General features: G+C 59.2%; 20 protein-coding genes and 2 pseudogenes. 8 read left to right on the top strand and 14 right to left on the bottom strand.

The window, feature by feature from the left end; all coding sequences use genetic code 11:
- Positions 1-93: 93 nt before the first annotated feature.
- The 12 genes and pseudogenes from cmoB to HU755_RS15145 form a co-directional block, all read right to left on the bottom strand.
- A complete protein-coding gene (gene cmoB, locus HU755_RS15190) occupies positions 94-1,050 on the bottom strand; it encodes a tRNA 5-methoxyuridine(34)/uridine 5-oxyacetic acid(34) synthase CmoB (protein WP_186623655.1) in 957 nt (318 codons plus the stop codon).
- Positions 1,047-1,826, bottom strand: a complete 780-nt coding sequence (gene cmoA / locus HU755_RS15185; RefSeq protein ID WP_186633977.1) for a carboxy-S-adenosyl-L-methionine synthase CmoA — start codon at positions 1,824-1,826, stop codon at positions 1,047-1,049. Before cmoA ends, cmoB begins: the two co-directional genes overlap by 4 nt.
- A gap of 112 nt (positions 1,827-1,938) precedes the next feature.
- Positions 1,939-2,433, bottom strand: a complete 495-nt coding sequence (locus HU755_RS15180) for a hypothetical protein (protein ID WP_186633974.1) — start codon at positions 2,431-2,433, stop codon at positions 1,939-1,941.
- A 177-nt stretch (positions 2,434-2,610) separates the two neighbouring features.
- Positions 2,611-2,845: pseudogene (locus tag HU755_RS27480) on the bottom strand (lysoplasmalogenase family protein); the annotation flags it as partial.
- 26 nt (positions 2,846-2,871) lie between these two features.
- Positions 2,872-3,264, bottom strand: coding sequence for a protease inhibitor I42 family protein (locus HU755_RS15175; RefSeq protein WP_186633971.1), 393 nt, complete (start codon positions 3,262-3,264; stop codon positions 2,872-2,874).
- Positions 3,265-3,383: 119 nt separating this feature from the next.
- A complete protein-coding gene (locus tag HU755_RS15170; RefSeq protein WP_186633968.1) occupies positions 3,384-3,758 on the bottom strand; it encodes a hypothetical protein in 375 nt (124 codons plus the stop codon).
- A gap of 169 nt (positions 3,759-3,927) precedes the next feature.
- Positions 3,928-6,342 carry an endopeptidase La gene (gene lon, locus HU755_RS15165; RefSeq protein ID WP_238344762.1) on the bottom strand — a complete coding sequence of 805 codons (2,415 nt, stop codon included), beginning with the start codon at positions 6,340-6,342 and terminating at the stop codon, positions 3,928-3,930.
- Between the two features lie 586 nt (positions 6,343-6,928).
- Positions 6,929-7,024 (bottom strand): annotated as a pseudogene (locus tag HU755_RS27795) (metal ABC transporter ATP-binding protein); the annotation flags it as partial.
- Positions 7,025-7,399: a DUF6124 family protein gene (locus tag HU755_RS15160; RefSeq protein ID WP_186633965.1), complete on the bottom strand. Its 375-nt coding sequence runs from the start codon at positions 7,397-7,399 to the stop codon at positions 7,025-7,027. It abuts the pseudogene before it with no gap.
- Positions 7,400-7,767: 368 nt separating this feature from the next.
- Entirely contained in the window at positions 7,768-8,220 is a 453-nt protein-coding gene (locus HU755_RS15155) for a hypothetical protein (RefSeq protein WP_186633963.1), read from the bottom strand.
- Between the two features lie 324 nt (positions 8,221-8,544).
- Positions 8,545-10,956, bottom strand: coding sequence for a glucose/quinate/shikimate family membrane-bound PQQ-dependent dehydrogenase (locus HU755_RS15150; RefSeq protein WP_186633960.1), 2,412 nt, complete (start codon positions 10,954-10,956; stop codon positions 8,545-8,547).
- A 218-nt stretch (positions 10,957-11,174) separates the two neighbouring features.
- On the bottom strand, positions 11,175-12,536 hold the full coding sequence (locus tag HU755_RS15145) for a carbohydrate porin (protein ID WP_186633957.1): 1,362 nt from the start codon (positions 12,534-12,536) through the stop codon (positions 11,175-11,177).
- 333 nt (positions 12,537-12,869) lie between these two features.
- Between HU755_RS15145 and HU755_RS15140 the strand changes: the two genes are divergently transcribed.
- Together HU755_RS15140 and HU755_RS15135 are read left to right on the top strand one after the other, a co-directional pair.
- Complete coding sequence (locus HU755_RS15140; RefSeq protein ID WP_016773359.1) at positions 12,870-13,100, top strand: VF530 family DNA-binding protein; 231 nt, start codon at positions 12,870-12,872, stop codon at positions 13,098-13,100.
- Between the two features lies 1 nt (position 13,101).
- Entirely contained in the window at positions 13,102-13,734 is a 633-nt protein-coding gene (locus HU755_RS15135) for a Pr6Pr family membrane protein (RefSeq protein WP_186633954.1), read from the top strand.
- Positions 13,735-13,827: 93 nt separating this feature from the next.
- Here the strand turns inward: HU755_RS15135 and HU755_RS15130 are convergent, their stop codons facing one another.
- Positions 13,828-14,613 carry a siderophore-interacting protein gene (locus HU755_RS15130; RefSeq protein WP_186633951.1) on the bottom strand — a complete coding sequence of 262 codons (786 nt, stop codon included), beginning with the start codon at positions 14,611-14,613 and terminating at the stop codon, positions 13,828-13,830.
- Positions 14,610-15,185 carry a PadR family transcriptional regulator gene (locus HU755_RS15125; protein WP_186633948.1) on the bottom strand — a complete coding sequence of 192 codons (576 nt, stop codon included), beginning with the start codon at positions 15,183-15,185 and terminating at the stop codon, positions 14,610-14,612. Before HU755_RS15125 ends, HU755_RS15130 begins: the two co-directional genes overlap by 4 nt.
- A gap of 496 nt (positions 15,186-15,681) precedes the next feature.
- Between HU755_RS15125 and HU755_RS15120 the strand changes: the two genes are divergently transcribed.
- The 6 genes from HU755_RS15120 (at position 15,682) to HU755_RS15095 (ending at position 22,599) form a co-directional block, all read left to right on the top strand.
- Positions 15,682-16,167 carry a CS1 type fimbrial major subunit gene (locus tag HU755_RS15120; protein ID WP_186633945.1) on the top strand — a complete coding sequence of 162 codons (486 nt, stop codon included), beginning with the start codon at positions 15,682-15,684 and terminating at the stop codon, positions 16,165-16,167.
- Positions 16,168-16,276: 109 nt separating this feature from the next.
- Positions 16,277-18,799: a CS1-pili formation C-terminal domain-containing protein gene (locus HU755_RS15115; protein ID WP_186633942.1), complete on the top strand. Its 2,523-nt coding sequence runs from the start codon at positions 16,277-16,279 to the stop codon at positions 18,797-18,799.
- Positions 18,800-18,803: 4 nt separating this feature from the next.
- Positions 18,804-20,018, top strand: a complete 1,215-nt coding sequence (locus HU755_RS15110; protein WP_186633938.1) for a hypothetical protein — start codon at positions 18,804-18,806, stop codon at positions 20,016-20,018.
- 44 nt (positions 20,019-20,062) lie between these two features.
- Positions 20,063-20,806, top strand: coding sequence for a molecular chaperone (locus HU755_RS15105; RefSeq protein ID WP_186633935.1), 744 nt, complete (start codon positions 20,063-20,065; stop codon positions 20,804-20,806).
- Between the two features lie 33 nt (positions 20,807-20,839).
- The gene (locus HU755_RS15100; RefSeq protein ID WP_186623677.1) at positions 20,840-21,343 is read left to right on the top strand and encodes a CS1 type fimbrial major subunit; all 504 of its coding nucleotides are present in this window, start codon (positions 20,840-20,842) and stop codon (positions 21,341-21,343) included.
- Positions 21,344-21,348: 5 nt separating this feature from the next.
- On the top strand, positions 21,349-22,599 hold the full coding sequence (locus HU755_RS15095) for a hypothetical protein (protein ID WP_186633932.1): 1,251 nt from the start codon (positions 21,349-21,351) through the stop codon (positions 22,597-22,599).

Genomic DNA, 22,599 nt, shown 5'->3' with positions numbered 1-22,599 from the left:
CGTCGGTACATTCAGAATGGATAGTGACTGAGACATCGCTTTCGCGAGCAAGCCCGCTCCCACAAGGGGATCTCCATTGTTCAGGAGATTGGGTTATTTCTTGGCGACAATCACTGCCCGCATCGGCGCCGGCAGTCCTTCAATGGTTTTGCTGTGATCCTCAGGATCAAGAAAATCACTCAGCGACTGATACTTCATCCACTCGGTGCCGCGTTGTTCCTCCACCGTCGTGGTGCTGACATCCACGCAACGAATCTCGGTGAACCCGGCCCGTCGCAACCACAACTCCAGCGCCGGTACCGACGGCAAAAACCAAACGTTTCGCATCTGCGCATAGCGATCTTCCGGCACCAGCACTTGATGCTTGTCGCCTTCGACCACCAGGGTTTCCAGCACCAGTTCGCCGCCCTTGACCAGGCAATCCTTGAGCGCCAGCAAATGCTCGATCGGTGAGCGACGGTGATAGAACACGCCCATGGAAAACACCGTGTCGAAGCCTTCAAGGTTCGGCGGCAGGTCTTCGAACGGGAACGGCAGATGCCAGGCGTTTGGCTCGGACAGATAGCGTTGCACCGCCTGGAACTGGCAGAAGAACAGCCAGTTCGGGTCAACACCAATCACGCTGTCGGCGCCGGCACCGAGCATGCGCCACATGTAATAGCCATTGCCGCAACCGACATCGAGGATGCGCTTGCCTTTGAGGTCCAGATGCGGGGCGACCCGCGACCATTTCCAGTCCGAGCGCCACTCGGTGTCGACATGCACGCCGAACAGATCGAACGGTCCCTTGCGCCACGGTGACAGGCCCATCAGCGCGGTGCGCATCTGCGCGCGCGTCTCGTCGTCGCAATCGGTGTCGAGCTTCAGGCCGTTGAGCAAGTCGATTTCGCTTGGCTGAATCTTCGGCAAGGCATCCAGCGCACTCTGCCAGCGCTCCAGATCGCCGTGACCTTTCTCCATTTTCTTGTCGAGTTGTGCCTGCAAAGTGTTGGCCCATTCGGCCAGCGGTGTACCGGCCAGACGGCGGGCGAGGGGGGACAGATCAATCATGGCAAGGCAATCAACGAGGCAAAGTTAAGACACTGGAACCACGGCACGACTTTCGAGAACCCGGCGGCCAGCAGGCGTTCGCGGTGTTCTTCGAGGCTGTCGGGCTTCATGACGTTTTCGATGGCGCTGCGCTTCTGGGCGATTTCCAGTTCGCTGTAGCCGTTGGCGCGTTTGAACGCCACGTGCAGGTCGGTCAGCAGCGCGTGCTCTTCGGCATCGTTGAAACGCAGTTTCTCCGAAAGAATCAGCGCGCCGCCGGGCAACAACGATTGGCGAATGCGCGAGAGCAACGCGGTGCGCTGATCCGGGGCGATGAACTGCAGGGTGAAGTTCAGCGCCACTACCGAGGCTGGCTGGAACTCCAATGCGAGGATATCGCCCTCAACCACTTCAACCGGCAGCAATTCCTGAAACATCGAATCCTGACCGTTGAGGTATTCGCGGCAGCGTTCGACCATCGCCGCCGAGTTATCCACAGCAATCACCCGACACCCGTCGGTGCGCACATGGCGGCGCAGGGCCTGGGTCACTGCACCCAGCGACGAGCCGAGATCATAGAGCACGCTGTTCGGCTGGGCGAATAGCGCGGCGAGCACGCCGAGGTTTTCGACGATGGTCGGGTAACCCGGCACCGAGCGCTTGATCATGTCCGGGAACACCCGCACCACGTCTTCGTTGAAGGCGAAGTCAGGCACCTGGGCCAAGGGCTGGGCGAAAAGGCGATCGGGTTCTTTGCTCACGGCGGTTCCGGCGGTATCGGTGGAAAAGGCCGGCATTTTAGCCAAAGTGGGGCGTAGATGCTTGGGTTGTCTGATAAAACGTGGAAGGGTCGAAGATTGTAGGGCCAGGCTCGGAGGGTAAGCCTGGCCTTCCATTAGCGCTCGCGGGTTACTCGGACTGCACTAGTACGAGGTAAGAGGATTTGCCGGCAATGGTGAGTTCCTGATTACGGAGATCGACACCTTTGAAATCAAAATCTATTTTGTAATGCAGTTTCTCGGCTGTCACCTCAACGACTTCTACCTTGAAGTTTCCGCTTTTGGCGCGGTAATTGTACGATCGGACAAAACCGGGGGTAGTACCCGTTTCAAAGTAATAAACATCATCGAAAGGAAAGTTGGAATCGGTGACGGAATAGGCGCCGGGTTTAATGTTCTTGTCGAATACGAGGACCAGGCCTTTTTTACTTCCTCGTGAATAGTCCGACGCATTCGCACGAGTTACCAGCGCGATTGTATTGCTATCGGGATCTGTTTCGTACGCGACAATCTGGCTCTCGAATCGCACCCTGCCAGACACCGTGGCGATTGTTTCTGCACTAACAGTAATATAGGGGGCTACAGCGTTGGCAGTGACTGAATTTTTACCTTTGAAAAAACTCATTGGATTCTTCCTTGTATTTACATGGTTGGTTGAGTAGCGCCAGATAATAGTAGGGAGAGCCACAAGTGAGGGGGTACTGTCATAGGTGACAGTTTTTTATAACTTTTCGAAATAATTCAAGTGGCAGTTATGATGTCTGGCGGGGATTGTCATGGCTGATGAATGCCGCGGCTGCAATGCCAGATGCGCGACCAGAAACGCGCCGAGGCTTAATACAAACAGGTCGCCCGGCCCTGCCAGCAACACATCACCCAGGCACGAAAAAATCAGAACCAGACTGATTCAGCCCCGATATTCGCCGGGTGGCGCATCATGCAGCCAGCCGAGCAGCGCCAACGCCGGCAGGGGTTTGACCAACAGGCAGAGCAAGGCCGCATGGTACTGACACCGTAGAGAAACGCGACCGCCCCATCAACGCCAGAATCAGCCAGCCTACGATCAGTTCACCGAAATGGCGCAGTCAAAGGTTTCCACGGGCAGCACTTCCGGCGCCCACGGTTGCTGTGAGGTCAGGCGCAGACGCCCGGTGCCGGGGGCGGAGGCCTGGAAGCGCCAGGTCGACACACCGGCAGCGCCGACTACACCTGCATCTTCCGGATTGCTGTAAACCTCGGGACTGAGCGCGCGCAACACGCCGCCCGCCGAATCCTGAATCGCCCAGCGGTAGCCGGTGGTCGGGTTGCTCGGCAGCGTAATGATCAGGTTTTGCCCGGTGCTGAGCCGCACGGGGCATTCGCTTTGTTTTTCCACGGTCACGTTGTGTTTCGGTTGCGTGGCGCAGGCGGCCAGCAAGGAAAGGGCGAGGGGGAGAAACAGGCGAGTGGGGGACATAAGATCAGCAGCTCCGGCGGTAACGACGAACGGCGAGCATAACTGAAGATGAGACAGAATGTGACCAAGCCCGCGCAGGCTGAGGCTACGCGGTCTCGTTTCACCTGGTCGGAGGGCGCTTATCCGCTAACGTCGAGTTCGATCTTTATAGGATCAGTATGGCCAGGAAAATCAAGCTCACAGTCGATTTGATATTTCCTGTTAGGGATGTCCAGGTAGGAAGTGAAAGTTCCCCGCTGGGCGTACTGGGTTCCACCTATGTTGAGGTAGAACACTTGTTGTAAATACTTACCTATCTCGAATACGTGATCATCGTTAGGCGTTAACGAGTCAATGGTAAGGCGGATTGCGTGTTGATTCGGAAACGCCAGCTCTTTTGAACCCTCAATGGTTATGTACTGGCCGTTCGTCACCTCTATATGGTCGACCTCGAAGAGCGGTACGCCCTTTTTAGTTGCTCTGAAATAACCGGGAAGACGCGATTGCCTTGGCATAATGAGTTCCCTCAATGAGTCGCTTCGAGAGGGAAGTTTGAAGGGCGGTCTGACGAGGCGCTACTGGTAGACTTGACAGGTTTTTATTGTTTTTTGCGATAGGTTTCTTCGCATCTGGTTATAGAGATAACAGGGCATTGCCAAGAGGCGATGCCCTGTTTGCATCGGGTTAGAACAAGATTTTCGCCACATCCGCAAACTTCTTCGCGAAGTGCACAGTAATCCCTTCCTTCAGATAATCCGGCAATTCCTCGAAGTTACCCCGGTTCGGCTCCGGCAGAATCAGCTCGAAAATCTTCTGCCGCCGCGCCGCGATCACTTTTTCGCGCACGCCGCCGATCGGCAACACGTGCCCGGTCAGGGTCAATTCGCCAGTCATTGCCACGCCTTTTTTCGGTGGCTGATTACGCGCCAGAGACAGCAAGGCACTGGCCATGGTCACGCCGGCGCTCGGGCCGTCCTTGGGGGTTGCGCCTTCCGGCACATGCAGGTGGACGAAGGCTTCGTCGAAGAACTTCGCATCACCGCCGAACTGCTTCAGGTGCGAACTGACGTAGCTGTAGGCGATTTCCGCAGACTCTTTCATCACATCGCCCAATTGCCCGGTGAGCTTGAACCCACGGTTGAGCGTGTGAATGCGGGTGGCTTCGATCGGTAACGTCGCGCCGCCCATGCTGGTCCAGGCCAGACCGGTAATCACGCCAGTGCCGGACAGCACCTGTTCGTTGCGGAACACCGGGTGGCCCAGTGACGCTTCGAGATCCTTCGGCCCGAGTTTGATCACCGCTTTCGGATCGTCGATCAGTTTCATCACCGCTTTGCGCACCAGTTTGCCCATCTGCTTTTCCAGCTGGCGCACCCCGGCTTCACGGGCGTAACCGTCGATCAAGGCTTTGAGCGCGGTGTCGCTGATGCTCAGGCTGCCCTTGGACACACCGGCCTTTTCGAGCAATTTCGGCCACAGGTGACGCTTGGCGATGGCGACTTTTTCTTCGGTGATATAGCCCGACAGACGAATCACTTCCATGCGGTCGAGCAGTGGGCCGGGGATCGAATCGAGGGTGTTGGCGGTGCAGACGAACAGGACTTTCGACAGGTCCATGCGCAGGTCGAGGTAGTGGTCGAGGAATTCGACGTTCTGTTCCGGATCGAGGGTTTCCAGCAGTGCCGAGGCCGGGTCGCCCTGATAGCTCTGGCCCATCTTGTCGATCTCGTCGAGCATGATCACCGGGTTCATCACTTCGACGTCTTTCAACGCCTGCACCAGTTTGCCCGGCTGCGCGCCGATGTAGGTGCGGCGGTGGCCCTTGATCTCGGCTTCGTCGCGCATGCCGCCGAGGCTGAAACGGTAGAACGGTCGGCCGAGGGATTCGGCGATGGATTTGCCGACGCTGGTCTTGCCCACGCCCGGCGGTCCGACCAGCAGCACGATCGAGCCGCTGATTTCGCCTTTATAGGCACCGACGGCGAGGAATTCGAGGATGCGATCCTTGATGTCGTCCAGGCCTGCGTGGTGCTTGTCGAGGATTTTGCGCGCGTGCTTGAGGTCGAGTTTGTCCTCGCCATAGACGCCCCACGGCACCGAGGTGGCCCAGTCCAGATAATTGCGCGTGACCGCGTACTCTGGCGAACCGGTTTCGAGAATCGACAGTTTGTGGGTTTCTTCTTCGAGGCGTTTCTGCACCTGCGCCGGCAGCACTTTGCCTTCCAGACGCTGCTGGAACTGTTCGAGGTCGGCGCTGCGGTCGTCCTTGGTCAGGCCGAGTTCCTGCTGGATGACCTTGAGTTGCTCCTTGAGGAAGAATTCGCGCTGATGCTCGCCGATCTTGCGGTTAACTTCGGCCGAAATCTCTTTCTGCAGGCGTGCGACTTCGACTTCCTTGCGCAACATCGGCAGGACTTTTTCCATGCGCTTGAGCATCGGCACGCAGTCGAGCACTTCCTGCAACTCGGGGCCGGTGGCCGAGGTCAGCGCGGCGGCAAAATCGGTCAGCGGCGACGGGTCGTTGGGGCTGAAGCGGTTGAGGTAGTTCTTCAGCTCTTCGCTGTACAGCGGGTTGAGCGGCAGCAGTTCCTTGATCGCGTTGATCAGCGCCATGCCGTAGGCCTTGACCTCGTCGGTAGGCTCGGTGGGCTGGTGCGGGTATTCGACTTCGACCAGATACGGTGGGCGGTGGTGCTTGAGCCAGGTCTTGATGCGTACTCGGCTCAGGCCCTGGGCGACGAATTGCAGTTTGCCGTTCTCGCGGCTGGCGTGGTGGACTTTGACCAGCGTGCCGTATTCGGGGAGGGCGCCGGTGTCGAAGTGGCGCGGGTCTTCCTGGGGGGTGTCCATGAAGAACAGGGCCAGGGAGTGGTGTTCGGATTTGCTGACCAGTTCAAGGGTTTCTGCCCACGGTTCTTCGTTGACGATGACCGGCAGGACCTGCGCCGGGAAGAACGGGCGGTTGTGGATCGGGATGATGTAGACCTTGTCCGGCAGGTTTTGCCCGGGCAGCGCCAGGCCGGTGCCGGAGGAGGTGTGTTCGATGTGGTCGGTTTCGTAGTCGTCGTGGTTGTCCGGGCGATCTTGCTGGTCGGTCATGGGGCACCTGCGCAATGGGGTATGGGGTCTTAGATGGGGCAGGGGTGGGGTGGTTTCAATGGGGGGGTTGTGTTTCTGCTTATGTGTTCAGGGTTTGGACAGTTTTTGACTTTGGCTGACCTTGGCGGCCTTTGGGCCGGCCAGGTTCTTGGGGTTTTGGGTGAATATCCGTTTTTTTGGGTGTTGCGGCTGGCGGTTTCGCCCTTACGGCGAGTCACCTTTTCCAGACGCCGAAAAGGTAACCGAAAAGGCTTGCTCCTGCGTTCGGCCCTCGCAGGCTCGGGTTCCTTCGCTGCGGGATCGATCCGGGCGCAGCGTTTCCGGTTTGCTTCGCTGCACCTCCTTCCGCTGTGTCTGGCTGCGCCAAACGGTCGCTGCGCTCCCACGCCCGGATCAATCCCTCCGCTCAGCCTTCCGACGTCGCCCGTGGATCAAGATCAAGAGCGGTACTCGAGCTTGCGCTCATTGTTGAGTGGGGCGGCTTTGCCGCGGGCAGCTGCGCTGCTTTGGCTTTTCTGGGGGAGTGAGCCTGCTTGCGAAGGCGGCCTGACAGCCGACCGATGTCTACCGGACGCACTCGGTTTCATTGTGGGAGCGAGCCTGCTCGCGAATGCGGTGTATCAGGCACCATAACGACTGAATGTGCCGACGCCTTCGCGAGCAGGCTCGCTCCCACAGGGATTTAGCTGTGTGTCGGGGATCGGGGGATTTCGTAGTTGTCCAGCACGCGATTCACCGCCAGTTCGGCCAGCATGATTACTTGCTGGATTGCCAGAATGGTATGCCGCTGCGGGCTGTCCACATAGGCCGCAATGTCACTGGCCATCACACTCGCCGATGCGAGGGATTCGCACGCGTGGGCCAGCAGGCTTTCGTTGTCCTGATCCGGGGTGACCTGGAACATGGTGCTGGGTTTGTGGGATTTGTCAGGGCTGGCGGATGGCTTCAGGTAGTGGTCCAGCGCGCGCTCGGCAGCTTCGTGGAGTTTTTTGGATTCGGGAGATTGATACGGGGAGGTGCTTTCGGTTTCGGGTGGATTGGGTGTTGGTTTGAACATAGTGAAGCTCCGAATGAGAATGGAGCTGCCTGGCTTGCTCGCCGCGACGCGATGCAAGGAGGCAGCTGTACGCGGGTTCGCGGACCGAGCCATTCGGAAACCCGGCATACCCGAAGGTATCCCGCGCACAGCCACCATCAAACCAAGCGGCAAGCGCTTGGGCTGGCGATTATGCATCAAATCGAATGGACTGCTCGGGCCGCGACGCCCGGTCGCTGAATTGGCAGCGACCCTACGAGCCTATCTAGCGCATTTCCCAAGCACAACCGACGCGACCTGTCGGAAAACTCCGCGCAATCACCAGATATGTAGGACAAGCACCTTTCCCACAGTCCGAAATAACCCAATGACTGAACCTGACCTGCTGGCTAGATGGGGTAAGTCAGCTCTTGGACAAGAAACGATCCCCCTCCGGTGAGTTCACGCGTTTCATCACCGTGGCGTGCCTTGCCGGAAAGTTGAAAGTTATCGAGGGAGTAGCGATACAGGCGGGGATTGAGCTGAGTTACAGCAATGCTGGAACAGGATGTCACTTCGTAGTCATAAATCTGGGCACCCCGTTCGGTAACAACATATTCTAAGTAGCCAGAGATTGACGGATCCAGCAAGGTGCGAAGCGAGATAGAGAGTTTTCGTTCGCTCGATGAACCGTGGTTATCTTCGAAAGTGAAACTGTAATCACCAAGCGGGTTGAAAGATGCCGAAATTCTGCTCGTCAGAAAACTTGCCAGATCGACCGGCGTGCCGCCAATGATGCCTTTTACAGCAACGTTAAGCGTACCTCTTACCCAGACTGCCGGGGATGCGTTTGGATTTGTCATTGGGAGGCTCCTTGTGACTGATGTCTTGAGACCTGGAAGTCTGCGGGGGGCGCTCAAAGCGGTGAACTGTCATATCTGACAGGCTTTTATACTTGTTCGCGATGAAACCTGTTGATATGGGTTATAGCGGGGGCAGGGTTGATCCGGGTATGGGTGGCCCTGCTCGCGAAGGCGCTGTGTCAGTCCCGCTCAATATTGGATGTTCCGACGCCTTCGCGAGCAAGCTCGCTCCCACAGGGTTTGAGTTCAGCGTGAAAATCAGGCTCACAAAAAAAGGCGATGCCCCCTGCGGGACATCGCCTTTTCATTACCAGCAGCTAACGCTTATTCCGGCAGTTTGTACGCAATGATGTAGTCACCCATCTTGGTGCCCAGCGAGCCGTGGCCGCCGACAACGAGCAGCACGTATTGCTTGCCGTCCTTGCCGGTGTAGGTCATCGGGGTGGCCTGGCCACCTGCTGGCAGACGCGATTTCCACAGCTCTTTACCGGTATTCACGTCATAGGCGCGCAGGTACTGATCGAGGGTGCCGCTGAGGAAGCCGACGCCGCCGGCGGTGACGATCGAGCCGCCCATGCTCGGCACGCCCAGGGTGAAGCCGATCGGGATCGGCGAGCTGTCGCGGCTGGTGCCGTTCTTGCGTTTCCACACGACTTTGCCGGTGGTCAGGTCGATGCCGGCGACGTAGCCCCAGGCCGGGGCCTGGCACGGTACGCCGAGAGGCGACATGAACGGGTGCATGATTACCGCGTATGGCGCGCCAGTGTTGGGCTGCACGCCAGCGGTTTCGCTTTCGCGCTTGCTGTCGGCGGCGACTTCGGCGCGTGGCACCATTTTCGACACGAAGGCCATGTAGTTCGGGCTGGTGAACAGCATCTGGCGAACCGGGTCGACCGAGACGCCGCCCCAGTTGAACACGCCGACGTTGCCCGGGTAGATCAGACTGCCCTGTTCCGATGGCGGGGTGTACTGGCCCTCATAACGCAGTTCCTTGAACTGGATGCGGCACAGCATCTGGTCGAACGGGCTTGCACCCCACATGGCTTTTTCGGTCAGTTCCGGGGCCAGCAGGTTGAGGTCCGAACGGGCCTGGGTCGGAGCAGTGTGGTCGCCTTTCACGGCGCCTTGCGGAACCGGGATTTCCTTGATCGGGATGATCGGCGTGCCGTCACGACGGTCGAGGACGTACAGGCTGCCCTGCTTGGTCGGAGCGATCAGCGCAGGTTTCACGCCGTCGGCGGTTTTCATGTCGAGCAGGGTTGGCTGGCTGCCTACGTCCATGTCCCACAGGTCGTGGTGGGTGAACTGGTAGTTCCAGCGCACTTTACCGGTGGCCAGGTCCAGCGCGACGATACCGGCGCTGAATTTCTCGGCGCCCGGGGTGCGGTTGCCGCCCCACTGGTCCGGGGTCTGGTTGCCCAGTGGCAGGTAAACCATGCCGAGTTTTTCGTCGACACTGGCCAGCGACCACATGTTCGCCGAGTTGCGGCTGTAGGTTTCGCCCGGGGCCAGAGGCTCGGTGGCGTCTGGCTTGTCGCTGTCCCAGTTCCAGACCAGGTGTCCGTCGCGCACGTCGAACGCGCGGATCACGCCCGATGGCTCGTTGGTCGATTCGTTGTCGGTGACGTGACCGCCCATGATCACCAGATCACGGGTAATCGCCGCGGGCGAAGTGGAGTAGTAGCCGCCGGCGGTGAACGGGCCAATACCCTGGGTCAGGTCGACCACGCCGTTGTTGCCGAAGCCTTCGCAGATTTTGCCGGTGTCGGCATTCAGTGCGATCAGGCGGGCATCAGCGGTCGGCAGGTACAGACGACGCGGGCAGGCCTGAGCAACGGCTTTACCCGCTTCGGAAATCACTGCAGAGCCGGCGTTTTCAGACTTGGCATAAGCCGCTTCGTCGTAGTACGACACGCCACGGCAGGTCATGTGGGCAAAGCCCTTGAAGCCGACCGGGCTCTTGATCTGCGGGTCGAAGCGCCACAGTTCCTTACCGGTGTCCGGGTCCAGTGCCAGCACTTTGCTGTGCGCGGTGCAGGCGTAAATCATGCCGTTGGCTTTGAGCGGGGTGTTTTCGTTGGTCAGCTCGACCGGGTCATCCGCGGTCGGCAGGTCGCCGGTCTGGATGCGCCAGGCTTCTTGCAGCTTGCCGACGTTCTGCGGGGTGATCTGCTTGAGCGGCGAGTAGCGGTCACCGAATTCGGTGCGACCGTAAGCCTGCCAGTCGCCATCCGGCATGGCCGGTGCGGTGCTGGTCATGTCTGCGGTGTCGCGGCCCAGTTCGCCGAAGGTTTCGCCCGGGTGGGTGAACAGGCTGGCCAACGCGGTCACACCGGCCAGGATCACGGCGACGGTCAGACCGCCGGTGCCGATTTTTGCCGGGCCGTTGAGCAGCAGCGGACGACGGAACCACGGCAGCAGCATCACGAAGCCGAGGACAAACCACAGCGCCAGACGCGGCACCAATTGCCACCAGTCCAGGCCGACTTCCCACAACGCCCACACGGTGCTGGCAAACAGTACGATGGCGTACAGGCCCAGCGCCGCGCGTCGGCGCATCAACAGCAGAATGCCGGTCAGGGCGATGCCGATACCGGCGAGCAGGTAGTACAGCGAACCGCCGAGCGTGCTCAGCTTGATTCCCCCGGCCAGCATGGCCAGGCCCATCAGTAACAGCAGGATGCCGAGCAGGCCCGGTAGCAGACGGCCCCGACTCGAAGCACTTTCGGTGCTCATAGTGTGATTCTCCGTGACGTTTATGTAGTCCCGCGCTGTAGTCACTTTAGATGACGATTTGGCGTGGGCATGGTTCAGTTGAAAAACTTGTTCGGCTAACGAAATGCATTTGTGTAGGAGTGAGCCTGCTCGCGATAGCGGTGTGTCAGCCACTGGAGAGGTCGCCTGGAACACCGCTATCGCGAGCAGGCTCACTCCTACAGGAGGTTGCGTATTCTTTAGAACGACGACTGGATCTTGATTCCGCCGATCAGGGCGTCGTCGACGTCGTTCACGCCACCGGGGTGGCGGATGTATTGCAGGTTCGGGCGTACGGTCAGCCAGTTCGCCACGTGCACGCCGTAATACAGCTCGGCGCTGTATTCGGTGTCCTGCGGTGGCAGGAAGGACGGATCGTCGTAGTCGTAGACGGCATTGGCGCGGTTGCTCGCTTCGGCGTTCTTGCGATAGGCCGGGTTGACGTGCACGCGGGCGAGGGCGAAACCGATGTCGTCCTTGGCGCGGGCATCAAACGGGCCTTTGTAGGTCAGGCCGGCCTGCACGTAGTTGTCGATAGCGTTGGTTTTCTTGTCGTGCATCGTCGCGTTGGCGAACAGGCTCAAGCCACGCGAGTTGTCGCTGGCGACGCTGGTGATCTGCTGCTGCACGCCCAGCCACACGCCATGCTTGCTCGACGCGCTACGGTAGGCTTCGCCGCTGAGGGCCGCCGGCTGGCCGTTCTGGTCTTTATAAACGTCAGAGGCCTTGGCGTTGCTGTAGTAGTAGCCGGCGCGGTATTCGCCTGGCAGGCCGTTGAGCTTCGGCGTCCACACCAGTTCGATCGGCAGGATTGCGCCTTGAGTGCCGCTGCCGCTGAGTTTGAAACCGTTGCCGCGATCCAGGTTCGACGGATTCTGCTCATAGGCGCCAACCTGCGCGTACAGCTCCGGCGTCAGGTGATATTTGACCCGCAGCGCCCACTGGCTGACCGGCCAGTTGTACCAGATGCCGCCGACCCAGTTACCGACCTGCGAACCGCAGAAGGCCAGGTTCTGAAAGTCGCAGGGGAAACTGTTGAAATCTTCGCCTTCGCCGAAACGGCCAACCTTGATGTCGAGCTTCTGGTCGAGGAATTTCTGCTGGTACCACATCTGCGTCAGGCGCGTGGTCTGGCCACGGCCCCAGACTTCCTGAGCCGAGGTGAAGCCGCCGACGCGCGGGTCGTTGATGCGGTCGTTGCTGATGTTATTGCCGCTGCGTTTGGTGATGGTCAGTTGAAACTCGGCGTCGTCCCAGCCGAGAATTTTTTGCAGGTCAAGATGCGTGCCGAGGCCGAACTGGTCGCTGTAGCGCGCGGTGCGGTCGTGGTCATAGCCGCCGTGCAGGTTGCTGCCCATTTCGCCGGTGTAATCGAGCTTGAAGTCGTAGCCTTTTTCCGAAAATTCCGTGCGCGTGCCGTTCCAGTCACCGAGCATCCACGGTGAGTCATTGTCGAACGCCGGAGCGGCTTGAACACAGGTGGCGAGGCCCAGGGCGGTGCAGCCGCCAAGGGTGCGCAGGATTGAGATAGCGCTGTCTCGGGGTGAGGAAAAATCAGGCATGGATAAGTCTTTTTTTGGTGTTTTCGGGTGCGATTGCGGCGCTTCAATATGACGCAGGCAGTGAAGCGTTTAAGCAGAAGGGCGGCAGGATAATGATCTGTTACAAAAAGACAAAGGCCTTTTATAAACATGCATCCTTTCGGATTTGGTAACAGTGCGAAAAGATCGCAGCCTTCGGCAGCCCCTACCTTGAAATGCGTACAACCTGTAGGAGCTGCGGAACGCTGCGATCTTTTGACCTTGACCTACATTTGCAGGAAGGCCTTCCACCCGATCAGCCCCTCGGCTAAGGTGCGCGGCTTTAAGCATTTCCACTTCGTCCAAAGGCCCGGCATGAACGAACAATCCCCCGATCCGCTGCACGGCGTGACCCTTGAACAGATCCTCAACGCACTGGTGACTCACTACGAGTGGTCGGGGCTGGCCGAGCGCATCGACATCCGTTGCTTCAAGAGCGATCCGAGCATCAAGTCGAGCCTGACCTTTCTGCGTAAAACCCCGTGGGCACGGGAGAAAGTCGAGCGTCTGTACGTGAAGCTGATGCGCACCAAGCGACCGCTCTGACATGGACAGCGCAAGGCGGCGACGCTTGATCACCTGCCTGGCCGTGTTGGGCTGGACAGGACTGGCGATTCAGCTGTACCTGATTTTTTTCGCACGATTGAGCGTCGGCGCCAGCCTGCTGGGCGGGCTGGTGAGCTTCTTCAGCTACTTCACCATATTGACCAATACGCTGGCGGCGACGGTGCTGACCTGTGCCGTGACTGGTCGCGAATCCGCCGTGCGGCGCTGGTTTCGAAAGCCTTGGGTGAGCAGTGGAATTGCCGTAAGCATCGCAGTGGTTGGATTGGCCTACAGCCTGCTGCTGCGGCATCTGTGGCATCCCGAAGGTTGGCAGTTTGTCTCTGATGAATTACTCCACGACGTCATGCCGTTGCTGTTTCTGGGCTATTGGTGGTGGTGCGTCCCCAAAGGCACGTTGCGCCTGTGGCACTTGCCGGTGTGGTTGGTCTATCCGCTGGTGTATTTCATTTACGCCTTGCTGCGCGGGCATTTGCTTGGCGCGTATGCGTATCCGTTCATTGATGTGGCAGTGTTGGGTTATCCACAGGTGCTGGCGAATGCCGGGGGGATTTTGGTGGGGTTTGTGCTGGTGGGCCTGCTGGTGATAGGTCTGGATCGCCGAAAATCATTGTAGGAGTGAGCCTGCTCGCGATAGCGGTCTGTCATTCACAGTTGCATCAACTGATAGAGCGCTATCGCGAGCAGGCTCACTCCTACAGGTGGAGCATTACTCTTCGTCAGAGCCCTCGGCGCGCCAGTAACCGACAGCCTTGATGAACTGTTCATCCAGCCCATGCTCATCGATCAGCCCACGGCGAATCTGCCGCGAAACCCTGGTCTCGGTTGCCACCCAGGCATACAGATTGCCCTTGGGCACTTGCAACTGTCTGACGGTGGTCAGCAGGTTGTCCTGACCACCTTCGCGCAGCACCCAAATCACGTTGACCTGCGCGGCACTGTCCAGCTTTTGCTGCTCGGCGCCGTTTTCCACTTCGATCACTACCAGCGCCTTGCGATTCGCCGCCAGACCTTCGAGGCGGCGGGCGATGGCGGGCAGGGCGGTTTCGTCGCCAATCAACAGATAGCTGTCGAAAATGTCCGGCACGATCATCGAACCGCGAGGGCCGCCGATGTGCAGAAACTGTCCGGGCTGCGCCTGTTCGGCCCAGGTCGAGGCAGGTCCGTCACCGTGCAGGACAAAATCAATGTCCAGTTCCATTTTTTCCAGATCATAACGACGCGGCGTGTAGTCGCGCATCTCGGGTAACGGCCCGTTGTCCTTGCCGGCGCCGAGTACCAGGGTCTCCAGCGCCGCTGCCTGCTCGGCGTTCTGCGGGAACAGCAGTTTGACGTGATCGTCCGTGCCCAGACTGATAAACCCGGCCAGTTCCGGCCCGCCGAGGGTGATGCGGCGCATGCGCGGGGTCAGGTCGGTGACGCGCAACACTTGCAGCTTGCGTCGTTTGATCTCATGCATCACGCGGTGAATGGTTTGGCTATCGACTGCAGTCATTCGGCTTTCTCCGGGACAGGTTGAACGGCAGGGCCGTCGACGATGGCTTTGGCGGTGTCGTTGAGCAGATCGCGTACACGCAGGATTTCTGCCGCGCTCCAGCGCCCGTGATGCATCTGCAGGGCATGGCGCAGGTTATGCACCGCTTCATGGATTTCCGGCGGGCGGTCGTGGCCGCGCAGCGAGCGCTTGCTGACCTCGATGCGCATGCGCACGCCGTCGAGCGCCACGGCCTGTTCGCTTAACGACAAACGACCGGCGTCGGTGACGCGGTAGCGTTTTTTGCCACCCTCGGCGTCGCCGGCAATCAGGTCGCTTTCTTCCAGAAAGGTCAGGGTCGGGTAGATCACGCCGGGGCTCGGACTGTAGGCGCCATCGAACATGCCTTCGATCTGGCGGATCAGGTCGTAGCCGTGACACGGCTGTTCGGCGATCAGCGCCAATAGCAGCAGTTTCAGATCACCGGGGGCGAACACTCGCGGACCGCGTCCGCCGCGTTCGCGGCCGGGGCGTTTCTCGAAGCCGTCGCGGCCATCACCGTGTTCGCGGTGGGGAGAATGAGGGTCTCTCATTTTTCGCTTTCTCTCGTCGTGTTTAGATACAACTTAAGATATATCTTAAAGCTCGCGCAAGGCCTTTTCCCTCTGATCCGAACGCGCCGGACGAGCGGTGGCCAGCTTGAACGCAACAATTTATTTTCCGAATCAATAATTCTGTGGCGTAACCCGAGAGTTAAAGTTAACGCTCTAGTTGTCGTAGAGCTTGTATTCTAAACAGTGCTAAGTTGGCATGCCTGTTGATTAAAGTTGCTGCATGGTTTTTTTCGGATAACTGTATGTAGGGGATAACTTACAGTTACTTTTGCAAGTCTCTGTTTTTCAGTCTTTTTTCTGGCGGGATCAAAGGAGGTTTGGCTACGCGGTTGTCGGAAGTTGCCTGCTTACATTCCAGAGCTAACAGTCGATGATGCCCCGGCGTTGAAGGTTCGAATTGATTTGTCTCAACTAGAGATACGGTCGGTTGGAACTTTGAATGAACTCCCTTATAGACAGAAACAGGTACTGACCGATGTTCAAGAAACTCGCAATCGCTGCTCCTCTGGCACTGGCCATGGCTTCCACTGGCGCGTTCGCCGCCGGTGAAGCTGCGCACTCCATCAGCCTCGTCGCTCACGTGCCGACCAATGGTTTCTATATCGTTCCAACCGACCCTGATCTGGTCAACAAAGACCAGGACATGAGCTATCAGCCGGCGACCGGCAAGATGCGTGACGTGACCGGTTTCTTTGACGTGCGCAACAACAGCGGTTCGGTTCACGCCAGCCTCGACAGCGTGCCGAAGTTGATCTCCGGTTCGAGCAGCATCGATCTGCAAGTGGCGATCAACAACAAGGTTCTGACCCTGACGCCACAGGAAATCGTCGGTGAGGCTGAATCCGACGTGAACTACCGTGCGCCGCTGAAAATCAGCGCCGTTGGTAGCACTTTCACTCCGGGCGATTACACCGGTGTGGTTGCGATGACTTTCGACGCCGTTCCTCCGGCTGGGCCTTGATCGGCCCATTCGGCCTTCAACCCTGACGGTAGTCAGCGTTTACCGATTGGGGCAGACAGCAATGTCTGCCCCGTCGGACTTCCAACCTTCGTAATCAGAGTAAGAGTTCATGTTCCCGATGACACCCATCGCGGCTGCGCTTGCGCTGTTGTTTTGTGCCAGCGCAGCCGTGGCTTCCAATTCCGCCGGCACCACGCCCCGCAGTCTGCTGGCGCAGGCCAAGGGCTTGCCGGCGGATTTCGAGGAGCACTTCTTTGATGTCCCTCTGGCGGTTCGAGTCGAACTCGATCATCAGCCACTGGGCGAGGCCATGGTGGTGCTGTCGCGCGATGATCGCATCACCCTGCTCGAATTTACCGACACCAGCGAAAACCGCTTTGGCCCCTCCGAGCGGGAAAAATGGGCGAGTGTGCTCAAGCCCGGCGTACCGTTGGGGGCGTGCAGCAGCGCTTGCCCCGAGCAGTTACTGGCGGTGCACTACAACCTGGAAAACTCGACGGTGTCGATCCTCACCGAAAACGCCGAGCGCGACGTTTCGGCCAAGCGCTATTACGAGCAGCCCAACGGCGGCAGCAGTGGCCTGATGGTGCGTAACCAGCTCAACCTCAACGGCGGCCAGGAACAGGATCTGGGCGGGCGCTTCGGCCTGGAGGCTACCGGCAGCCTCGGCAACTGGAGCCAGACGCTGAATCTGCAAGTGGCGCGCCTCGGCGGCCCGGATGACAAGCTTTACCACGCGGTACACGAACTTCACACCCAGCGCGAACTGCAAGGCAGTTTTTTCCGTCTGGGCTATTTCACCCCCAATTCCGAAGGGCTGACGCGCCAACCGCGTACGTTCGGCACCAGCCCCGATACCGCCGTGGGCATCATGTACGGCAGCTCCGACAGTCTGGCCATCAACTCGCCGATGCCCAGCGTGTACCCGATCTACGTCACGGCCAACCGCCAGGGTTCAGTAGAAATCTGGCGCGATGGCCTGCTGATCAATACCCAGTCAGTGCCGGCCGGTTTGCAGACCCTCGACACCCGTCCCTTGCCGGGCGGTATTTATGAAGTGGAAGTGCGCCTGATCGAAGACGGCCAGATCACCTCCACCACCCAGGAGTTGGTGTACAAGCCCAACAACTGGCGCAACCTCGATGACCGCTGGCGCTACAACGTGTTCGCCGGCGAAGAAAGCAAGTTGCTGAGCAACTGGGACACGCAATCCAGTGGCAGTCCGACTGGGGGCGCGGCGATCAATTACCTGCTGCATCCGCGGGTGATTCTTGGGATGTCGGCGCGGCAGATCCGCGAAAAACTGCAATACGGCACGTCCATCGACTGGACGCTGGCCAACCACATCAGCCTGTACGCCAACGTCTACAAGACCGAGGACTACGGCACCGGGCTCGACCTGCAAAGCTTGTACAACTACGGCGCCGGCAGCATCGTGATCAGCCACAACCGCAGCTGGCTCGACACCACGGACACCTACGACACCCTGCCCGATGGCACCCGGGTACGGCCGCGCAATGTGTTTATCGGCCAGACCAGCAATTCGTCGCTGGCGCTCAACCACCGGGTCAACAGCAAGAGTTCAATCAACGCTCGGGTGTCGCACAGTGAGGGCAATGTCGAGGGCTTCGGTGTCGACATGGGCTGGACCCAGCGCACCGAGCTGTTCGGCAGCGATGCCAGCTGGCGCTTGTCGATCTTTGATCGGCCGGGCAGCTACAGCAGCGGCGATGCGCGCAATCGTGGGGTCGACCTGAGCGTCAACCTGGCGCTCGGCGCACCTGGCCAGCAGATCACCGGCAGTATCGGTTCACGCACGGCGCGTGACGGCGCGCGCGACAACAATGCTTCGCTCGGCTGGCGCAGGGATTTCAAAGACCACGTGCTGCAGAACGTGTCGGTCACCGCGCTCACCGACACCTATGGCCTGGGCATGTCCAGCCTGGCGAACTTCCGCACCGACACCGTCGGTGGCGATGGCTTTGTCCAGCGATCGTCCTACAACGGCAATTTCACCGGTGGCCTCAACCTCGACAGCACGCTGGTGATCGGCGGCGAGCAGATGCTCATGACCAGCCAGAGCGAGGTGCGCGGCGCGGGAATGATTGTCGATGTCGAGTCGGACATCGACAACATCCTGCTGCGTGCTGACGATTACAGCGGCGGCAGCGCGGCGTTGAAACCGGGGCGCAATTTCATTCCGATCACCGCGTATCAGAACAGCTCGGTGAGCTTCGATTTCGAGGGCAATAACGTCCCGGCCGCGACCATCGAACCGGCACGTACGCGTTATCACCTGAACAAGGGCGGGGTGGAGTATCGCAAGGTTCGCGTGATGAAAACCCTGACGGTGCTCGGGCGTCTGGTCGATGCACAAGGGCTGCCGCTCAAGGGCCACCACGTGATCAACCATGCCAGCCGCGGCGTGACTGAGGTCGACGGATTCTTCTCGATGGAAATGAACGCCGGCTCGCCGACCCTGGAAGTGCGCCAGGGCAATCAGTTGCTGTGTCAGTTCCGCCTCGACGCCGACAGCCACCGGCGTGAAAACAACGTGTTGATGATCGGCGATTTGCGCTGCACGGCAGACACTCTGGCCGACGTGACCTCCACTGAACAGAAGGCGGGTTGAGTCGATGAAATTGTCCACGAAAGTGCTTGGGGTGTGTCTGGCGCTGGCGATGCCCAGAGCGGAAGCGGCGACCCAGGAAATCCGAGCGTTGTTCCAGCCGGATCCGTCCCAACCGAGCAAAAATGTGTTCGTCAACAAGACACCGAACAGTGGTTACTGCGCGTCGTATCCGGGTGAATGTGAGCAGAACAGCATGTTCAGCATCCAGTTGCCGGTTCAATTGTCGTCCCGGGCCCCCTTGCACCCTGGGGACAGTATTCCGATCAGGGTGCCTGCAAACTGGCGGCAATTGACGGTTACCAATGCCGACACCCAGGAAACCGAAGTGGTCGAGGTGCGCATTACGGGCATCGGGTCCAATTTCATCCTCAGTCATACCGCCGCCGAGCTGACGGGAGAGACCGAAAATCTCGCCGCGCATCAGGCGTTATGGGAGGGTAGCAGTTGGGTCTATGCGCCCGCTCCGTGCCGCTATAGCGGAGTCGGGGTATTCACTGCGACAAGCTATCGTTTTTTCTGGAAAGCACCGGTTGAAGCAGACTGCGCCAAGGTGGCGCGGTTCACCATTCCGCAGATGACGTTCAACACAATGGATTTTGCCTATGAACTGCGCACCCCCGATCCGCTGGGGATGTCTTCCGGACTCTACACCGGGTCGATCAACTACACCCTCGGTCCCGCCGGCGATTTCACTTTCGGGTCATCGTTCACGCCCGATGACAGCAACCTGACCCTGGACTTCGTGCTGGATGTGCAGCACACCCTGAAAGTCGAGCTGCCACCAGGTGGCAATAGAGTTTCGCTGGAACCCGCAGGCGGGTGGGCGCCATGGATCGAGAGCGGGAAAAAACCGACCGAGATTTTTCGCGACCAGCCGTTCTATCTGTCGGCGTCGTCGCGCTTCAAGGTCATGTTGCTGTGCAATTCCCCTGGGGGCAACACCTGCCGGCTGAACAGCCCCAAGGGCAACACGACCGACATTCAGGTGGCCATCACCTTACCGCCGGGCATTACCGGCTCGGGTGGCTACAACGTCACCCGGATGCCATTGCAATACAACAGCTGGGTGGGGCCATTCCAGCCCGGACTGTACGTTGATCGCAAGGTCGGTTCGCTGAACTTCTACATGACGCCGTTTGCTATCAACTTTCTGCTCAAACCCGGCATGAACGACAAGCTGCGCGGCAATATCACCATTATCTGGGACTCGGAAGCGTGAGCGTTCCGGGCTGGCCCTTTTCAATTCTTGTGGAGTCGAAAACGATGAACCGTGTTTTTTTGCTGGGCCTGCTCAGTGTGTTTTGTCTGACCGCGCAGGCCGGTCCGCAGATCAATGTCGGCACCGTGTACGACTATCTGGACGCTGATAAAAGCACCTACCTCAAGCGCGTATTCAACAGCGGTGACGCCACCGCGTTCGTCAAGGTCAACGTGCTGGAGATCATCTACGACGCCAACGGTCAGCCCAAGGAAATCCCGGTGGAGGCCGCCGCCGACGGCGCTTCGCGCAACGGCGTGATGGCCAGCCCGGCGCGGCTGATCGTACCGGCCAAGGGCATGCAGGGTACGCGATTGTTGTACATGGGCGAGCGTGACCGCGAGCGTTACTTTCGCGTGCGGTTCGTGCCGGTGGTGCCGGAAAAGGAAGACGAGTTTGCCGTCAGCGGCGAAGAGCGTGAGGACTACAAAAAGACCCTCACCGCCGGGGTCAACGTGATGACCGGTTTCGGCACGATCTTTTTCGTACGGCCCAAGGATGCGCGTTTTGCCACGGTCATCAATGAAACCGACGAGCGTTATGAATTGCGCAACGACGGCAACACCGTGGTGATCGTCGACGAGTTCAAGAGCTGCTCATTGAGCAAGGAAACCGATTGCGGCGCGACCACCAAGCACCATGTGCTGACCGGCAAGACCTTCTCGTTCGACAAGGAAAAGGGCCGCGAATACCGCTTCTTCCTGATCGAAGGCAACGACAAGAAAAACCTCAGGATCGCCCGCCGCTAAGGCGGCTTTCTATTGATGCAACGGGTAACCAACATGATCAAGCAATGCACCGTCGTCGCGCTGATGGCCGTGGCGGCTCTGACCGCCAGCGCTGCCTGGGCGGCTCGGGAAGAACATACCTTCGAAGTGTCCCTGACCATTCCCAGTCGGCCGTTTTACGTGATCCCGGCAGAACCGGACTGGATTCATCGACCGCAGCGCCTCAACTGGGATTACCCCACCTCCACCTTGAGCAGCGTGCAAAAGAATTTCGACGTGCGCCATGACAGCAGCGCAATCGAAGCGCGGCTGGAGGCCGAACCCTATCTGTCCAATGGCCGCCCCGAGGACGATATCAGTCTGCGCGTGACCTTCAATGGCGTTGAACTGAGTGCGGCGATGACGCCGCGGCAGGTGCTGACCCGCGAAGAAGCGGCGGCGGGCAAACGGGTAATGCTGGAGATCGCCCCGATCAAGCCGGCCGCTGGGTACCGCACGGGTGAGTACGCGGGCAACGTGTTGTTGCTGTTCAACGCCCAGACACCGGATGCGGGATGACGCCCATGGCATTTAACCGACCTACCTGGCGCCGGGCAGCGGCCAGCCAATGCCTGGCGTTGCTGTTGGCGTTGAGCGCCACTGAGGCGCAGGCCGTCAATCAAGAAATACGTGCGATGTTTCAGCCGGACCCCTCACAGCCGAACAAGAATCTGTTCGTCAACCAAACGCCTAACAGCGGGTATTGCGCGATATATCCTGGGAGATGTGAGGTAGCCAACATCTTCAGCATCGAGTTGCCGGTGCGTCACGATTCAACTCGTGCTATCGAGCCCGGCGACGATGTCTCGGTCATAGCCCCGGCAGACTGGCGACGGTTGACGGTAACTCATCAGGACACCCGGGAGACGGAGACAGTCGAGGTGCGTATTACCGGGATCGGCTCCAGATTCGTGCTGAGCGATACCGTAGAGAACCTCACAGGCGTCGCTGCCCCCACAGGGCATGACATCCTTTGGACGTCCCGCAGCGGTTGGCTATATGCCCCGGCACCTTGCGGCGGTAGTGGTCTGGCAGGATACAGCGACACTGCTTATCGTTTTTTCTGGCAAACACCGGTGCAAGCGTTATGTACCAAGACAGCCGCTTTTCGTATCCCGTCAATGTACTTTGAGAAACTCGATTTTGCTTATGAGTTGAGAACCCCCGACCCCTTGGGCATGTCGAGCGGTCTGTACACCGGATCAATCGGATACACCATTGGCCCCAGCGGCGATTTCCAGCTGGGTTCGATGATGGAACCGGATGATGGTGCCCTCACTCTGGATTTCGTTTTGGACGTGCTGCACACCCTCAAAGTCGAAATTCCGCCGGGGGGCAACAAGGTCGTGCTGGAACCCGAGGGCGGATGGCAGGGCTGGCTGGAACACGGCCGCCGGCCGACGCGTCTTTATCGGGATCAAGTGTTCAATATTTCCGCCTCGTCGAAATTCACCATGAAGATCGAGTGCGAGCATGACCTGGGCTTTGGCAACGGCTGCGGCATCATGGACCGCGAGACGGGCTACGTCGGCGCCGTAAACGTCAGCGTCAGCCTGCCCAACGGATTGACCGACAGTTCCGGGCAACCGGTCCGGCGCTTGCCATTGCGCCTGACGCCGAGCAGTCCGTTTCAGCCCGGTATCTACGTTGATCGCAAGCCCGGAACGCTGCATTTCGAGGTCGACCAAAGGGACGTCAACTGGCTGATCGACAACGCCCGGGACAAACCCTACAAGGGCAATATCACGGTGATCTGGGATTCGGAGGTCGGTTAG

The organism is Pseudomonas sp. SWRI111 (genome assembly GCF_014268555.1).
Classification (GTDB): domain Bacteria; phylum Pseudomonadota; class Gammaproteobacteria; order Pseudomonadales; family Pseudomonadaceae; genus Aquipseudomonas; species Aquipseudomonas hamedanensis.
The sequence above is the reverse complement of the archived record's forward strand: the minus strand, read 5'-3'. Positions and strand labels throughout refer to the sequence as shown.

What these genes read in the sequence shown, in the direction of transcription:
- cmoB (WP_186623655.1), bottom strand. Translation starts at nt 1,050, where the DNA reads ATGATTGATCTGTCCCCCCTCGCCCGCCGTCTGGCCGGTACACCGCTG.
- cmoA (WP_186633977.1), bottom strand. Translation starts at nt 1,826, where the DNA reads ATGCCGGCCTTTTCCACCGATACCGCCGGAACCGCCGTGAGCAAAGAA.
- HU755_RS15180 (WP_186633974.1), bottom strand. Translation starts at nt 2,433, where the DNA reads ATGAGTTTTTTCAAAGGTAAAAATTCAGTCACTGCCAACGCTGTAGCC.
- HU755_RS15175 (WP_186633971.1), bottom strand. Translation starts at nt 3,264, where the DNA reads ATGTCCCCCACTCGCCTGTTTCTCCCCCTCGCCCTTTCCTTGCTGGCC.
- HU755_RS15170 (WP_186633968.1), bottom strand. Translation starts at nt 3,758, where the DNA reads ATGCCAAGGCAATCGCGTCTTCCCGGTTATTTCAGAGCAACTAAAAAG.
- lon (WP_238344762.1), bottom strand. Translation starts at nt 6,342, where the DNA reads ATGACCGACCAGCAAGATCGCCCGGACAACCACGACGACTACGAAACC.
- HU755_RS15160 (WP_186633965.1), bottom strand. Translation starts at nt 7,399, where the DNA reads ATGTTCAAACCAACACCCAATCCACCCGAAACCGAAAGCACCTCCCCG.
- HU755_RS15155 (WP_186633963.1), bottom strand. Translation starts at nt 8,220, where the DNA reads ATGACAAATCCAAACGCATCCCCGGCAGTCTGGGTAAGAGGTACGCTT.
- HU755_RS15150 (WP_186633960.1), bottom strand. Translation starts at nt 10,956, where the DNA reads ATGAGCACCGAAAGTGCTTCGAGTCGGGGCCGTCTGCTACCGGGCCTG.
- HU755_RS15145 (WP_186633957.1), bottom strand. Translation starts at nt 12,536, where the DNA reads ATGCCTGATTTTTCCTCACCCCGAGACAGCGCTATCTCAATCCTGCGC.
- HU755_RS15140 (WP_016773359.1), top strand. Translation starts at nt 12,870, where the DNA reads ATGAACGAACAATCCCCCGATCCGCTGCACGGCGTGACCCTTGAACAG.
- HU755_RS15135 (WP_186633954.1), top strand. Translation starts at nt 13,102, where the DNA reads ATGGACAGCGCAAGGCGGCGACGCTTGATCACCTGCCTGGCCGTGTTG.
- HU755_RS15130 (WP_186633951.1), bottom strand. Translation starts at nt 14,613, where the DNA reads ATGACTGCAGTCGATAGCCAAACCATTCACCGCGTGATGCATGAGATC.
- HU755_RS15125 (WP_186633948.1), bottom strand. Translation starts at nt 15,185, where the DNA reads ATGAGAGACCCTCATTCTCCCCACCGCGAACACGGTGATGGCCGCGAC.
- HU755_RS15120 (WP_186633945.1), top strand. Translation starts at nt 15,682, where the DNA reads ATGTTCAAGAAACTCGCAATCGCTGCTCCTCTGGCACTGGCCATGGCT.
- HU755_RS15115 (WP_186633942.1), top strand. Translation starts at nt 16,277, where the DNA reads ATGTTCCCGATGACACCCATCGCGGCTGCGCTTGCGCTGTTGTTTTGT.
- HU755_RS15110 (WP_186633938.1), top strand. Translation starts at nt 18,804, where the DNA reads ATGAAATTGTCCACGAAAGTGCTTGGGGTGTGTCTGGCGCTGGCGATG.
- HU755_RS15105 (WP_186633935.1), top strand. Translation starts at nt 20,063, where the DNA reads ATGAACCGTGTTTTTTTGCTGGGCCTGCTCAGTGTGTTTTGTCTGACC.
- HU755_RS15100 (WP_186623677.1), top strand. Translation starts at nt 20,840, where the DNA reads ATGATCAAGCAATGCACCGTCGTCGCGCTGATGGCCGTGGCGGCTCTG.
- HU755_RS15095 (WP_186633932.1), top strand. Translation starts at nt 21,349, where the DNA reads ATGGCATTTAACCGACCTACCTGGCGCCGGGCAGCGGCCAGCCAATGC.